Genomic DNA, 13059 nt, shown 5'->3' on the forward strand with positions numbered 1-13059 from the left:
GGCAGTGACGCAAGGCAATCACAACAGTGAACAAGCGGTGCAGGAGGCTGTGCCGCGAATTGTATGCAAGTTCGGTGGCTCCAGCGTGGCCGGCGCGGCGCAGTTGCGCAAGGTGCGGGCCATCATTGAGGCTGATCCGCGCCGGCAGATTATCGTACCGTCGGCGCCGGGAAAACGTGATGCCGGGGATACCAAGATCACGGATCTGCTCTATCTTTGCCATCACGCGGCCAGCGTAGGTACGGATTTCTCCCGTCCTTTTGCCCAGATAGTGGAGCGGTTTACAGGTATAGAGCGCGATCTGGACATGGTGCCGATGATAGGCGAAGCCCTGGAGCGATTACAGGCAGAGCTCGAGCGTGGGGTAAGCGCAGACTATGCTGCCTCCCGCGGCGAGCACTTCTGTGGCCTGCTGCTGGCGGCGTGGCTGGATGCAGACTTCGTCGAGCCGGCGGATTACATCGTCATAGGGGCCAATGGCCTGGTGGATGCGCAGACCTGGACGCTGCTGGGCGAGCGCCTCGCGGACCCGCACAAGCGCTATGTCATCCCGGGGTTCTACGGCCGCGATGCGGAGGGGCGGGTGCGGACCTTCTCGCGCGGTGGCTCGGACGTCAGCGGCGCGGTGGCCGCGCGGGCGGCGCGGGCGGAGCTGTATGAAAACTGGACAGATGTATCGGGATTGCTGATGGCTGACCCGCGCATCGTCGATCACCCTCTCCCGATGGAGGAGGTCACTTACGCCGAAATACGCGAATTGGCCTATATGGGAGCCAGCGTATTGCACGAGGAGGCGATGGCGCCGGTGCGGGAGGTGGGTATTCCGGTCCAGATCCGCAACACCAATGATCCCGGCCATCCCGGCACTCGCATTGTCGCCGAACTGTCGCCCGAGATCGTGCTGAACACACAGATCGCCGGAGTGGCGGGCAAGACAAGTTTTGCGATGATTACCATCGGCAAACACCTGATGAACCGTGAGGTGGGGTTTGTCTACCGTTTGCTGGGGGTGTTGGAACACAACGGTATCCCGTTTGAACACTGCCCCTCCAGTATCGACAGTGTCAGTGTGGTTCTGGAGGCGCGCTGGCTGGAGGGACGGGTCGAGCAAATACTGGACGAGATTCGGCGTACGCTGGAACCCGACGAGATCGATTATGTGCCCAGTATTGCATTGATTGCGATAGTCGGCGAGGAGATGGCCCGCACGCCCGGAATTGCAGCCAGGGTATTCACGGCCCTGGCTGGCGAGAGTATCAACGTGCGTCTGATCAACCAGGGCGCTTCCGAATTGAACATCATCGTCGGGGTTGCTCCGGAAGACTATCCGCAGGCATTGCGGGCCCTCTACGGCGCCTTTGTCCGGCAGTGATCCCGGCGCGGCTCAGGGCTTTGCCAACCGGTACAGCAGGACGGCCGCTCTTTTTGCCTGCAGGGGAAGCGATTCCAGGTTCCCCTTTTCTTCAACGGTATGGCCTTCGCTGCCACTCATGCCAAGGCCGTCAATGGCCATTTCCACATGGTCGGCGGCAAAAGACACATCTGCAGCACCCGCCCGCAGCGGATTGACGGCCTGCACTGCGCCGAAACCAAGATCTTCGCTGACCCGGGAATACAGCGCCAGCAGCTTCCTGTTGCCGTCTGTCGGTGCCATCGGGGGATAGCCGTCCTCGAACTCGATAGTGGCGCTGGTGTGGGGATGATTGTCGGCTACGATCTGCTGCATTCGTTGCCGGGCGCGCAGCAACTGCTCGCGCGAGACTGCGCGGAGGTCGCCATTCACGAACGCGGACTCGGCCACCACATTGCTTTTGCCGAAAGCGGTGCCGCTGTTGTCGGCTGCGTTGTCGGTGACTGTGGTACCGCCGACAATGCGGCCCGGATTGAAGGTCAGGTATTGCTCGCCCCGTAGCGTCTCGTCAGCCTGAAAGCTGTGCAGAATGCGCGCGGCCTCGAAAATGGCGCCGGGACCGATGTCTTCACGGAAGACTTGGGATGAATGTGAAGGCTTGCCTGTGGTCCGCAGCGTCCAGTCGCTGGCGCCTCTGCGGGAAATATTGGCGGTCCGGTAGTCGCCATCGCCATTTTCAAAGCCGATCGCAATATCCGCATGCGCGGCGGCATCCACCAGTGCCTTTTTCGACAGGTTCAGCGGGTGGCCGCTCAACTCCTCGTCGCCGGTGAGTACCACGGTCAGATCCAGCTGATCCAGCGCGTCCACGGCCCGCAGTGCCGCCAGCGCCTGCAGCATGATCACATTCCCGCCCTTCATGTCCGCAATTCCGGGCCCGGTTGCGAGGGTATCATCCAGCATCGCGAACCTCTGGAACGGGCTGTCCGGTTCGAACACGGTATCCAGGTGGCCGATCAGCAGTATTTTGGGCCCGGCGTCCGCACCTGCGTAGCGGGCCACCAGGTGCCCGGCGCGCTGGAACCCGGCTCCATCCTGCCACTCGGTTTCAAAGCCCAGTGCTTCAAACTCTGCCCGGAACAGTTCTCCCGTCTTGCGCACGCCTTCCAGGTTCATCGTGCCACTGTTGATATTGACGCTCTCGGCCAGCAACTTCAGGGCCCGGGATTGGTGGCGTCGATGAATTCCAGCATCCGCTTTTCGGCCGCGGAAATTCCGGCCTGGGCGGAGGCGCACAGGACGCCCAGCATCAGTACCACTGTTTGAAAATATCTGCGCATAAGTCTACTCCTCCATGAACTCCTGTCCCGCAACCAACAACCGCGTGGCGAGTTGCACCTCGCGGATAAGCAGCAGCAGGGCAATGATCAGCAACAGCATGGACAACACGAAGGTGACCATCACAAAGTTGGCCATGTGCAGAGACCAGAAATCCCCGACAAAAAGCCCGACGACCACGATACAGACCATCAGGCCGGATGCGGTACACATGCCGATGGACCAGTTGATGATATGCACCCTGCGCCACAGCGTACGCAATTCGTGATTGGCCCGGCCCAGCCTGGCCTCGTCGCTGAGCGTGTTGACCCGCCGCTCGATAATGCGGGCCCGGTCGACAATGCGGCCGAGACGGCCGGACATCACGTTGAGGAAGCCGGCTATCCCCGCCAGCAGAAATACCGGTGCAACGGCGATCTGTATGATGCTGGCCAGAGCAGTAATCGAATCGTCCAAATGCGCGCAGCTCCAGTTGCCGGAAAAAGCACCAGTTTGCGGCAATTATCCCGGACTGGCAAACATTCGCCAACGGCAGATCGGTCCTGGATCCTGGTGGATTGCTGTTTTATGGTTTCGCAGAAGATTTGACCACAGGTGCCGGGTCTTCGTGCGGAAGGTCAACACTTCGACCGCCGAGCCATCACCCGGGGTGCGGTGTTCAAGACACGCCGTGAATCCATCCATGGAGGCTCGTATGCGAAATCCATGTCGCATACGGTCTTGAACACCGCACCCCGGCCGATGTCTCTACCTTGGTAGCCAACCATGGGGCCGCAACGCAGTGTCTCCCAGGATTGATCTGCCCTCGGCGAATGTTTGCCCTGGTAGCCAACCTGAGGGACAGCAAGGATCGCGCTGTCCGGTTGCCTGTCAGGCCGGCTTGTCAACGTGCCTGCCGGCCAGCGGTTGCGTTGCCGGTCCGTGGATCACCTCGCCGTTCAGGTCGAAGCGTGAGCCGTGACAGGGGCAATCCCAGGTCCGGTCGGTTTCGTTCCAGCCCACCAGGCAGCCGAGATGGGGACAGACCGCCGACACCGCGTGGAGAGCGCCGCCGGTATCGCGGTACACGGCGGTGTTGTGGCCGTCGATTTTCATGATGGCGGCCTCGCCACTGGCCAGCTCCTCGCAGGAGCCGGGTTTGCGCGACAGGTAGCCGCCGACCAGGTGGCTGGCGATTTCCGCGCTCTCTTTCAGAAATTCCCGGCCACCCGCGACGGGCTTCACCCGCTTCGCGTCAAACAGTTCCAGCCAGCGGTGGTCTTGTCCGGTGGCGAGGTCGGCCAGGATCATTGCCGCGGCGGTTCCGTTGCTGATGCCCCAGGCCGCAAAGCCGGTGGCGACCAGATAGCTGCCGCCGATGGAGGAGGACCAGCCGACATAGGGGGCGCTGTCCACCGAGGCATAGTCCTCGTTGATCCAGCGGTGTTCGACTGGACCGGTGGCGAAGTGGGTACCGAGCCAGTGCTCGAGGTCCTGCATACAATGCCGCTCTTGTTCGGTATCGCCGGGCTTGAAGCGGCCGCCGGATGCGATGGCATACACCTCGCCGGCGGCATTGCGGTGGGTTCTAAGCGAGTGTCGTGGCTGCTCTACGCTGACATACATGCCATCGGGTACCTGGCTGAGCCGGGCTGCTATCACGGGCTCGGCATGGGGAAAGGCCCGGGTGTAGTAGCCGCCGACTGTGCCCAGCGGCAGATGGGTCGCCATCACCACGTGGCGAGCCTTGACGCTGCCCTGCGCAGTCTCGACCCGGGTCGGTTCCCAGCCGGTCACCCGGCTGTTTTGAAAGACATGGCAGCCCTCGCCAGGGATGGTCTGTGCCAGGCCGCTAAGGTACTTGACCGGATGCAACTGGGCCTGCTGATCGAAGCGCAGGGCGGCGAGCACATCGAAGGGCAGGTCGGTGGTGTGGCTCAGCGACGATGGCAGGCCCAGCAGGCGGGTGATATCGGCCTCTTTCTCCAGCGCCGCCACATGCGCTTCCTCGCAGGTATAGACCCAGGCGGGACGAGCCTCGACATCGCAATCGATGCCGTGGCGCGCGATCAGGCCGAGGATGGTGCGCAGACCGCTTTCCTGGGCTTCGGCATAGAGTCCGGCACAGTGGCGTCCGAACTTCTGCTCCAGGACCTGGTAAGTCAGCCCGTGCTGGGAGGTGACCTTGGCGGTGGATTTGCCGGTGGCCTGGCGGCCTGGGCGGCCGGCCTCAATGAGCGCCACGGTCTGGCCCTTGTTCTTGAGCATCCGTGCGGTGGTAACCCCGACGATGCCGGCGCCGACAATGGCGATGTCGACTTCGATATCGCCGGCCAGGGTGGGAAAATTGGGTGATGCGGCGGTGGCATTCCAATAGCCATCGTTCTGCTCAGTCTTGGCCATTGCGTATTCTCCTGTGCATGGCAGGCAGTTGCTGTCGGACGGGCCGGTGCCGGGCAACCGGTTCGCCCCGCTGCCAATTCATAGTGGATTGTCTTCGTCGGGCACTTCACCCGGTTTCAGCGGAAGCGAATCGGTCCATTTGAGTTTGCGCAGCAATTGGCGGGCATCAAAGGGTGCACAGACCTTCACATCGTTATCGAAATAACAGTACACATCACGGGATTTGCGCTTGGCTGCGTGTCTGGCACTGATGCGGCGGGCATCGGCCGACTCGCTGCCCTCGCTCCATGCCTGGATGCGGCGGCTCCAGCGATCCAGCGCGTCGTTCGAGTAGCCGCTTTTGTACAGCTCTTTGTCGCCGTGTCGACCATGCAGAAATTATAGACTCTGTCAGTGACTGCCGCCGGGGAAATTGCAGTCCGTGAGCATCGTATCCGGCCTCCTGCTCTGCCGGCATTTACTGGGGGACTTTTCTCAGGAACTTGGTCATCTCTCCCTGGCCAGTTCCGTCCGGTTGACAACGACCCGGCGCCAGGAAGAGGTCGCACTGGAGTAGCCGCCGGCTAGCGGTTCAGCGGCCAGTGCTGCAGCGCCCGATAGCTGACTCCCTGCCTCCCTTGCAGGGTTTCGAACAGGGTGAAGTGCTGATAGTGCACGTCGATCCGGGGCGCCACCACCGGGGCGGGCGGTGGTTCTGCGCAAGATCGAAACAGTGTCACGTGCGGTACAAACAGTTTCCGCTGCCGTCTTGCGCCAGCGGGCCCAGCGAGATTCTGCAATTTCACGGCCAGGCGGGCCAATTCCAGCTGTGGTTGCTCCGGTCCCAACCAGTAGATCCGCTGTTTCTGCCAGTATCCGGCTTGATCCAGCACCAGGCGGCCAGCACCGACAGTATACCCGGATGCCCATTGATCAACTGCCTGTGTCAGGGTTTCCAGGTGGCGATGGTCCACCTCGCCGACAAACGCCAGGGTGAGGTGGAAATTGTCGGCAGGCACTGGCTGTCCGTGAGCGAGACCATAGCGGTCCCGCCAGTCGGCGACTGCCCGTTTGGTATCCGAATCCAGTTCAAGGCCAAAAAATACGCACATGGATAGATTTCTCCGCCGGGACAGGCAACCGGGTCGCAGCCCCGTGGTCCCGACTATACCGGCCTCTCGGGGAGGGGGCCACCCGGAGCAGGCCACCCGGAGCAGCCGCGCACTCGCCAGGACTTCGGCTACCGGCTATGCTTGAACAATGGCAACAACAGGTGAGTCAATCCAGCGGCGGCTCGTGATCAGCGGCACCGTTCAGGGTGTGTCCTACCGCGCGTGGATGGCGGCGGCAGCGCGTACGAGAGGTCTGGCCGGCTGGGTCAGGAACCGGCGTGACGGCACCGTCGAGGCTGTCGTCAGCGGCCCTGCCGACGCGGTATCGGCCATGGTTCGCGACTGTTATTCGGGGCCGTCGGCCGCACGGGTCAGCGCCGTGCACAGCGAAACCATTGTGGCGCCGGATGTCGAGGGTTTTCAGCAGCGGCCGACAGTCTGAGCTCGGTCCTGCCAGCTGTGCTGCGTCCAGCCGGCCGCCCCCTGCCGCAAACGGGGCTTGAGCAGTCCCGTCCAGGCGCGATTCGCGCTTGGCAGAGTGTCGCAACAGCGTCTAGGCTGTACTGTATGGACTTGAATCTGGAGGTAGCCAATGTCAGTCAGCGCGCAACTGCAGGACACCATAGAAGACCTGGTTGATGGCAAACGCGGTATTCTGGCCGCGGACGAAAGCACGGGGACGATCTCACGCCGCTTTGCTGCGGTGGAACTGGAAGCCGACGAGGAAAGCCGTCGCGCCTATCGCAGCATGTTGTTGTCCACCCCGGAAATAGGCAACTATATTGCAGGGGTAATCTTCTTCGAGGAAACCCTGCAACAGACGGATGAGCGCGGCACATTGCTTCCCCGGCTGGCGGTTGAGCAGGGAATGGTCCCTGGTATCAAGGTGGACAAGGGCAAGGGTCCGCTGCCGGGTGCGGCCGGCGACATGATTACCTATGGCCTGGATGGCCTTGAGGAGCGGTTGCAGCAGTATCACGGGCAGGGGGCGCGCTTTGCCAAATGGCGCGAGGTGTATCCAGTGTCCCACACAATCCCTGCCGCTGGGTCTGGCGGCCAATGCCGCCACGCTCGCCCGCTATGCCGCGGTGTGCCAAGCTGCAGGATTGGTGCCCATCGTGGAGCCGGAAGTATTGATCGACGGTGACCACAGCATTGAACGCAGCGCCGAGGTGAACGAGCAGGTGTGGCACTCTGTGTTCCACGCGCTGCACCAGTACGGTGTCCGGCTCGAACTCCTGCTGCTGAAACCCAGCATGGTGACACCCGGAAAGCAGGCCAGTTCGGCGACCCCGGAACAGGTGGCGGAAGCCACCTTGAAGACGCTGCGCCGGACGGTTCCCGCCGCGGTACCCAGCATCAATTTCCTGTCGGGCGGCCAGACGCCCCAGGAAGCCACGGCCAACCTGAATGCCATGAATCAGCTGCGCGACCAGGCGCCCTGGCAGCTGAGTTTTTCCTTTGCCCGGGCGCTACAGGAACCCGCGCTGGCGGCGTGGGGAGGCAAGCCGGAAAACGTGGATGCAGCCCAGAGTGTGTTCCGGGAACGCGCTCGCCTCAACCAGTGGGCGATGCAGGGTGCGGTTGGGGAGGCATAGCGGCCGGGAAGCCCTCTGACGGAAGTGTCGGCTGTGCAATGCACTCGCCGCTTGCTTCATCCGGGAGAGATGGGATCGCTGGCCGGAAATGTCTCTTTCAGCGCCTCGTCCACGTCATTTTGCTGGCCGGTCGCGGCTTGGTACTGAATGAGGTCAACAATCCCCAGAAGTTTGTCCTGCCCATCGAGGACCGCCAGATGGCTAACATCGTCCTGCCTGGCGCTGGCTGCGAGCGACTCCAGTTCATCTTCGCCCCTGCAGGTCATGGGGGGGATGCGGATGACGTCAGCCACCGGCGCGGCCGGCGTTACCTGCCGATCGAAACTGGCGCGTGCAACATCTTTGGCGGTGAGCAGCCCCAGCAGACTACCGTCCCGCTGGAAAACGGGCAGCGCGGTTACTCGTCGATGCTCAAGCATGCCGGCAGCAGTTTCGAGGCTGTCCGCGGCGTTGAGCTGTCCGGCAACTGACTGCATCGCGGATTCGACTTTCATGGCTGACTCCAGTGAGGTTCAGGCGAGTTTCTGTTTGCGCGCAAACAGTTCTTCGCCCAGAACCTTCAGGTCCAGATCGGTCTTGCGTACCAGCGGAAACATTTCCTGCTCCTCCTCCTTCACATGGTGATCAATATACTCTGACAAGACCTTGACCGTGGCGTCGAACAGTTCGGCGCTGGCATCCATGCCCTGAATCTGCTTTATCAGTGTCTTCGCCGAACCATGCTCGACCAGCGCCTCATCAAGCAACGGCGCGGCATCTTTCAAGGCTCTGCGTACAGCGGGGTAGAATATTTCCTCCTCGATGCGCGTGTGCAGTTCCAGATCCTTGCAGATCTCCTCCGCCAGGCGCTTCTTGCCGACGTAGGCGCGATCCCCCAATTCCTCGAATTCGGCAAACGCCTTTTTGACATTGGCGTGATCTTCGCGAAGCAGGGCCAGGGCGTCTTTGCCGCCCGCTGATTGTTTGGTGGTCATGGTTGTTCTCCGTTGGATTCTCGGGTCCGGCTCTGGCCGGGGTGCATTACTACCTTGGTACGTTTGTTACGATCCCCGGGGCGGGCACCTGTTCTCCACCCTGATGTCTCCGGCACTGTGCCAGCAGAGCGCTTTCATGCCGGTTGCCTGTGGTCTTGGGCACCGTCCCCCTGATTCCGGTTGGTAGGTACATCACCCGTTTCCATGTACGCTTTCAGATTGCGCAGGTTCTGATTGAGCATGGCCTTCTCCAGTCCACCGAGAAAATGGGCTACCGCGGCCCCGGCAATTTTGCCGGGGGGCTCGAAGTTGAGGTGCACGACTACGTCGGTACCCCGGCCATGAGGGCCTTCCCGGAACTGGATATCACCCCAGGTCTGGAGGTCAGAGCCCTGCAACGAATGCCAGGACAGTCTCTGGTTGGGGATGTCGTCGACAACTTCAGAGTCCCATTCGATACTGTGGCCCAGCGGCCCCTTCGCGACCCAATGGCTAAGACCGGCCCCTCTATCCTCTACACGGTCGATGAAGGTCATCACTTTGGGTAACTGGGAAAAGTTGCGCCAGTAGTTGTAGATGTCTTCGGCACTGCGCTCGATATTGACCGAGCCTTCCAGATGCACCTTGCGGTGCCTGGCCCCAATCAATGGTAGCCGCTTGGGTCCTCGCTTGCTGGCGTAATAGGCGACCACACCTGCCGCCACTGCGCCCAGCAGGATTGCTCCGGCAAAGCCCCCCTGGCGGCGGTCCAGGTGATGCCGATGATGCTTGTGCAAATCCAGCATATATACCTCCTGTTGTCGCATTGCATGTGTCTGTTGAAATCGGGGTCGAGGTGTTGCACGAGGAGATCCATGCAATCTCTGTGCCTCTCGCCCACCTGAGCGAGAGCAAAGGATTCTGGCGGGGCAGGTTCGAAATCCGTGGTAAGTTTTTCCGAAATCGGAGTAAAACTTACGCCTTCCAGTTGCCATTTTAATATCAGCGTCTTCTATACTGTGCTTGGGTCACCCGTGAATTCGCTGATACAGGAGGGCGCACTCATGCTGGAAGTCAATCCCGATGTCATCTGCCGACTGATCGAGATATCCCGACAATTGCATGGCCTGGATGAGCCGATAGTGCCAGAGGAGGACGCCCCGGAGCTGGAGGGCAGCATTTCCCTGGAGAACAGTCTGGACGAGGATGAGCAGCGCGCAATGCTGGCAGGTCACGGCGAACAGACCGCGGAACAGGAGTTTGCGGCCATCGTTGACGAGCTGGAGCCGCGGCAACAACAGGAGGTCGTGGCGATGATGTGGCTCGGTCGGGGAGACTATCTGCTGACCGAATGGCAGGAGGCGCTGGATCTGGCGCGTGACGAATGGACCCCTGACACCGCTTCCTATCTGCTCGGTCATCCACTGCTGGCCTCGCATCTGCAGGATGGGCTGGAACAGCACGGGTACAACTGTGGCGAGTTGCTGGCGATGGGCGAGCCCTGAGCACGGAGCGCCAGGCGCGTGGCAGGGATGGCCCCTTGTGACTTTCCGGGCACGCTATCTGGTGCGTTGATCCTGGACGATTTCCCGGACCAGCCGGACGCCAAAAATACTGTTGGTTAGAAATACAGCCTCGGCGGCCAACAGTCTTTCAAGCGCAATACTCTGTTCACAAACCTCATGATTCTCGATGAAGGATCGCCGGGTGATACCGTCGAGGACGCCGTCTTGAAGTGGTGGCGTGAAGTATCTGCCCTTTTCGACAATAAATAAATTGCTGGTGGTGGCACAGCAGGCGTGGCCGCTGCCATTCAACAGGATGGCGTCATCCGCGTGCCTTTCCCGCGCCTCCATTGACGCCAGCAGCTGGTCACCGTAATTCAGGGATTTGATATTCGAAAGCGGCGAATGCTCATTGCGGCGAACTGTACTGGCGATAATAACTGTCACCGCCTCATTACTCATCGTCACGGAGTCGGCGCGCATGATGAGCGTGGGCCACGATTGCTCTGAAATCCTGAGACCGCGCGCCGCCGGCCCGCGAGTGACGGTGGTGCGGATGGCGTAGCGCCCTGTGGTAAACCCGTTGCGCTGTAACAGCGCGCTTGCAGTCGCTGTAAAATCCAGGCTGAAATCTATCTTCAGCAGCGCCGCGTGGCGCACAAGCCGCTCGAAATGGAGATCCGGCAGGCAAAGCTCACCGTCGACGGCCAGCATCGTGTCGAACACGCCATCTGCCAGCGTCAGTCCGCGATCCGATGTCCGGACAGCGAGTGTGTTTTCGTCGCCGAACTCACCGTTTAGCCAGATTTTCATGTCGATACCCGTGCCCGGTTCCAGTGATCGGCGGCGGTGATGAAGTTATGGATCATCTCCAGCCCCTGCGGTGTCAACACCGATTCAGGGTGAAATTGTACACCGTAGAGCGGGTACTCCCGGTGTTTCACGCCCATGATCAGGTCATCATCGAGGGAACGGGCTGTCACACAGAGCGGCGAATCGGCAGTCAAATCAACAGTCAGTGAATGATAGCGGCCCGCTTCCAATGGATTGGGCAGGCCCAGGAAAACTCCCTCCTGGTTGTGCTCGATTGTGGCCGGCTTGCCGTGACAGGGCCGCGGAGCGCGGATCACGCGGCCGCCGAACTGTGCGCCAATACATTGATGCCCCAGGCAGACACCCAGAATGGGTATGCTGTGCGCGAAACGCAGGATCAGCTCGTTGCAGATGCCCGCTTGCGCTGGCGTACAGGGGCCGGGTGAAAGAATAATTGCCGCCGGCTTCATTGCAGAAATCTGCTCCAGCGTGATGGCATCGTTACGCACGACCTGACGGGATCGGCCTAGCCTGCCGACGTAGCGCGCCAGGTTATAGACAAAGGAGTCGTAGTTGTCGATCAGCAGTATCATGGGGCGGTGGCGGGGGCTGAGTTGTCTGCCGCCGCTTCGAAGCTGTCGAAGATCGCTTCGGCCTTGCTCAGTGTCTCCTCGTATTCAATCGCGGTAACGGAATCGGCGACAATGCCACCACCCACGTTGAAGCTGACGGTGTTGCCCTGGTAGACCAGCGTGCGGATCGCGATATTCGTATCCATGGCGCCGTCATAGCCTATATAACCCAGTGTGCCGCAATAGGGGCCGCGCCGTTTGCTTTCCATCTCCTCGATAATCTGCATTGCCCGTACCTTGGGCGCGCCAGTGATGGACCCTCCCGGAAAACAGGCTTGCAACAAGTCAGCGGGTTCCTGATCTGTCTTCAACGTGGCTTCGATCACGGATACGAGGTGATGAACTTTGGCGAAGCTCTCCAACCGGCACAATACAGGCACTTCGACGGAATCGTCCTCGCAAACCTTCGACAGATCATTGCGTAGCAGGTCGACAATCATCATGTTCTCGGCGCGATCCTTGGCACTGTTCTCAAGCCTGGCACGATTGAGCCGGTCTGCCGCTTCGTTCCTGTCGCGCTTCTGAGTCCCCTTGATGGGCCGTGACTCCACTCGCCGATCCCGAACCAGAAGAAAACGCTCGGGCGATGCCGAGGAAATCTTCACGGCGCCGAAATTCATGAAAGCTGCGAACGGTGCCGCATTCACCTGCCGCAACCTCAGGTAGTGCGCCCAGGTATCGAATCCCTCCGGCAGCCTACTCTCGAAGCGCTGCGAGAGGTTGCATTGAAAAATATCCCCCGCATGGATGTAGTCGATGACACGCTGGACGGCCCGTTCATATTCCCGGCGTGTATGGGAAGACTGCCAGCGCTGGCTGCTGGTGGCCGGCCCCTGTCCCGGTGTTTCACCGGTCAACTGAATGAAGTGATCGAAGTGGGTCCTGGCGCTGGATTTATCCTCGGCGTGGACAATAAACCAGCCGGTTTTTTGCTGGTGATCGTAGCCAAAGACCTGATCGTAGATGCCCACGGCCATATCCGGAATTTCCGGATTATCCTGCGCCATCGCGGGCAGCTTCTCCAGATCCCTGGTCAAGTCGTAGCCGAACAAGCCTGCGGCGCCACCCTGAAATGGGGGCAGGTGATCGTGGGACCGTTTGTCCAATCCGTGGATCTTGAGTCTGTCCCTGACACAGTCGATCCCGCGCCCCTGCAGCGTGATTTTTCCTTCGGCTCCGCGAATGCAGACTGTGCCATTCTTGGCCTCAATGGTCTCGATCGGGTCAAAGACTATATAACTATAGCGCGCCAGTTCATGGTGCCTGTCGGCGCTGTCGAAGAACAGGCTGTAAGAATGCCGGCTCAGTGCCGCAAAGAGTTCATGCGGCTCCCGGGACGCGCAGGGAAAGCTGTACAATTTCATTATAGTCTTGGCTGTTGCATACCATGGCCGAG

At 60.7% G+C, this 13059-nt stretch carries 15 protein-coding genes and 1 pseudogene; 4 read left to right on the forward strand and 12 right to left on the reverse strand.

Annotated elements, in window-relative coordinates; all coding sequences use genetic code 11:
* The first annotated feature begins 4 nt into the window (after positions 1-4).
* Positions 5-1372 (forward strand): aspartate kinase, encoded by a 1368-nt coding sequence (locus G3T16_RS14770; protein WP_197911685.1) that lies wholly within the window; start codon positions 5-7, stop codon positions 1370-1372.
* Positions 1373-1384: 12 nt separating this feature from the next.
* Here G3T16_RS14770 and G3T16_RS14775 read toward each other — a convergent pair whose 3' ends face one another.
* The 6 genes from G3T16_RS14775 to thpR form a co-directional block, all read right to left on the reverse strand.
* Positions 1385-2563, reverse strand: a complete 1179-nt coding sequence (locus G3T16_RS14775; RefSeq protein ID WP_232059100.1) for a M20/M25/M40 family metallo-hydrolase — start codon at positions 2561-2563, stop codon at positions 1385-1387.
* Positions 2564-2565: 2 nt separating this feature from the next.
* Positions 2566-2691 carry a hypothetical protein gene (locus G3T16_RS22530; RefSeq protein ID WP_269473232.1) on the reverse strand — a complete coding sequence of 42 codons (126 nt, stop codon included), beginning with the start codon at positions 2689-2691 and terminating at the stop codon, positions 2566-2568.
* Between the two features lie 4 nt (positions 2692-2695).
* Positions 2696-3145 (reverse strand): DUF2721 domain-containing protein, encoded by a 450-nt coding sequence (locus tag G3T16_RS14780; RefSeq protein WP_163495910.1) that lies wholly within the window; start codon positions 3143-3145, stop codon positions 2696-2698.
* Positions 3146-3559: 414 nt separating this feature from the next.
* Positions 3560-5071, reverse strand: coding sequence for an FAD-dependent oxidoreductase (locus G3T16_RS14785; RefSeq protein WP_163495911.1), 1512 nt, complete (start codon positions 5069-5071; stop codon positions 3560-3562).
* Positions 5072-5149: 78 nt separating this feature from the next.
* Entirely contained in the window at positions 5150-5446 is a 297-nt protein-coding gene (locus tag G3T16_RS23150) for a DUF72 domain-containing protein (protein WP_163497123.1), read from the reverse strand.
* 188 nt (positions 5447-5634) lie between these two features.
* On the reverse strand, positions 5635-6162 hold the full coding sequence (gene thpR / locus G3T16_RS14795; RefSeq protein WP_163495912.1) for an RNA 2',3'-cyclic phosphodiesterase: 528 nt from the start codon (positions 6160-6162) through the stop codon (positions 5635-5637).
* Positions 6163-6310: 148 nt separating this feature from the next.
* On the opposite strand from thpR, the gene G3T16_RS14800 reads away from it, so the two are divergent.
* Positions 6311-6604: an acylphosphatase gene (locus tag G3T16_RS14800; protein ID WP_163495913.1), complete on the forward strand. Its 294-nt coding sequence runs from the start codon at positions 6311-6313 to the stop codon at positions 6602-6604.
* A gap of 150 nt (positions 6605-6754) precedes the next feature.
* A pseudogene (locus G3T16_RS14805) lies at positions 6755-7760 on the forward strand (class I fructose-bisphosphate aldolase).
* Between the two features lie 56 nt (positions 7761-7816).
* On the opposite strand, the gene G3T16_RS14810 reads toward G3T16_RS14805, so the two are convergent.
* From G3T16_RS14810 to G3T16_RS14820, 3 genes are all read right to left on the reverse strand, one after another.
* On the reverse strand, positions 7817-8254 hold the full coding sequence (locus G3T16_RS14810; protein WP_163495914.1) for a CBS domain-containing protein: 438 nt from the start codon (positions 8252-8254) through the stop codon (positions 7817-7819).
* 18 nt (positions 8255-8272) lie between these two features.
* Positions 8273-8734, reverse strand: coding sequence for a hemerythrin domain-containing protein (locus tag G3T16_RS14815; RefSeq protein WP_163495915.1), 462 nt, complete (start codon positions 8732-8734; stop codon positions 8273-8275).
* A 134-nt stretch (positions 8735-8868) separates the two neighbouring features.
* Positions 8869-9519, reverse strand: a complete 651-nt coding sequence (locus G3T16_RS14820) for an SRPBCC family protein (protein WP_163495916.1) — start codon at positions 9517-9519, stop codon at positions 8869-8871.
* 258 nt (positions 9520-9777) lie between these two features.
* Between G3T16_RS14820 and G3T16_RS14825 the strand changes: the two genes are divergently transcribed.
* Positions 9778-10218 carry a DUF3775 domain-containing protein gene (locus tag G3T16_RS14825; protein ID WP_163495917.1) on the forward strand — a complete coding sequence of 147 codons (441 nt, stop codon included), beginning with the start codon at positions 9778-9780 and terminating at the stop codon, positions 10216-10218.
* Between the two features lie 54 nt (positions 10219-10272).
* Here the strand turns inward: G3T16_RS14825 and G3T16_RS14830 are convergent, their stop codons facing one another.
* The 3 genes from G3T16_RS14830 to pabB all read right to left on the reverse strand — a co-directional run bounded on the left by G3T16_RS14830 (position 10273) and on the right by pabB (position 13027).
* Positions 10273-10944, reverse strand: coding sequence for an aminotransferase class IV (locus G3T16_RS14830; protein ID WP_163495918.1), 672 nt, complete (start codon positions 10942-10944; stop codon positions 10273-10275).
* Positions 10945-11027: 83 nt separating this feature from the next.
* Entirely contained in the window at positions 11028-11624 is a 597-nt protein-coding gene (locus G3T16_RS14835; RefSeq protein WP_163495919.1) for an anthranilate synthase component II, read from the reverse strand.
* Positions 11621-13027 carry an aminodeoxychorismate synthase component I gene (gene pabB / locus G3T16_RS14840; protein ID WP_163495920.1) on the reverse strand — a complete coding sequence of 469 codons (1407 nt, stop codon included), beginning with the start codon at positions 13025-13027 and terminating at the stop codon, positions 11621-11623. The genes G3T16_RS14835 and pabB overlap by 4 nt, the downstream gene beginning before the upstream one ends.
* Positions 13028-13059: the final 32 nt, after the last annotated feature.

This window comes from Kineobactrum salinum, assembly GCF_010669285.1.
Classification (GTDB): domain Bacteria; phylum Pseudomonadota; class Gammaproteobacteria; order Pseudomonadales; family Halieaceae; genus Kineobactrum; species Kineobactrum salinum.

Excerpts from the sequence above, each read along its gene's own strand:
- G3T16_RS22530 (WP_269473232.1), bottom strand. The coding sequence starts at position 2,691 with ATGCGCAGATATTTTCAAACAGTGGTACTGATGCTGGGCGTCCTGTGC.
- G3T16_RS14785 (WP_163495911.1), bottom strand. The coding sequence starts at position 5,071 with ATGGCCAAGACTGAGCAGAACGATGGCTATTGGAATGCCACCGCCGCA.
- thpR (WP_163495912.1), bottom strand. The coding sequence starts at position 6,162 with ATGTGCGTATTTTTTGGCCTTGAACTGGATTCGGATACCAAACGGGCA.
- G3T16_RS14800 (WP_163495913.1), top strand. The coding sequence starts at position 6,311 with ATGGCAACAACAGGTGAGTCAATCCAGCGGCGGCTCGTGATCAGCGGC.
- G3T16_RS14810 (WP_163495914.1), bottom strand. The coding sequence starts at position 8,254 with ATGAAAGTCGAATCCGCGATGCAGTCAGTTGCCGGACAGCTCAACGCC.
- G3T16_RS14815 (WP_163495915.1), bottom strand. The coding sequence starts at position 8,734 with ATGACCACCAAACAATCAGCGGGCGGCAAAGACGCCCTGGCCCTGCTT.
- G3T16_RS14820 (WP_163495916.1), bottom strand. The coding sequence starts at position 9,519 with ATGCTGGATTTGCACAAGCATCATCGGCATCACCTGGACCGCCGCCAG.
- G3T16_RS14825 (WP_163495917.1), top strand. The coding sequence starts at position 9,778 with ATGCTGGAAGTCAATCCCGATGTCATCTGCCGACTGATCGAGATATCC.
- G3T16_RS14835 (WP_163495919.1), bottom strand. The coding sequence starts at position 11,624 with ATGATACTGCTGATCGACAACTACGACTCCTTTGTCTATAACCTGGCG.
- pabB (WP_163495920.1), bottom strand. The coding sequence starts at position 13,027 with ATGAAATTGTACAGCTTTCCCTGCGCGTCCCGGGAGCCGCATGAACTC.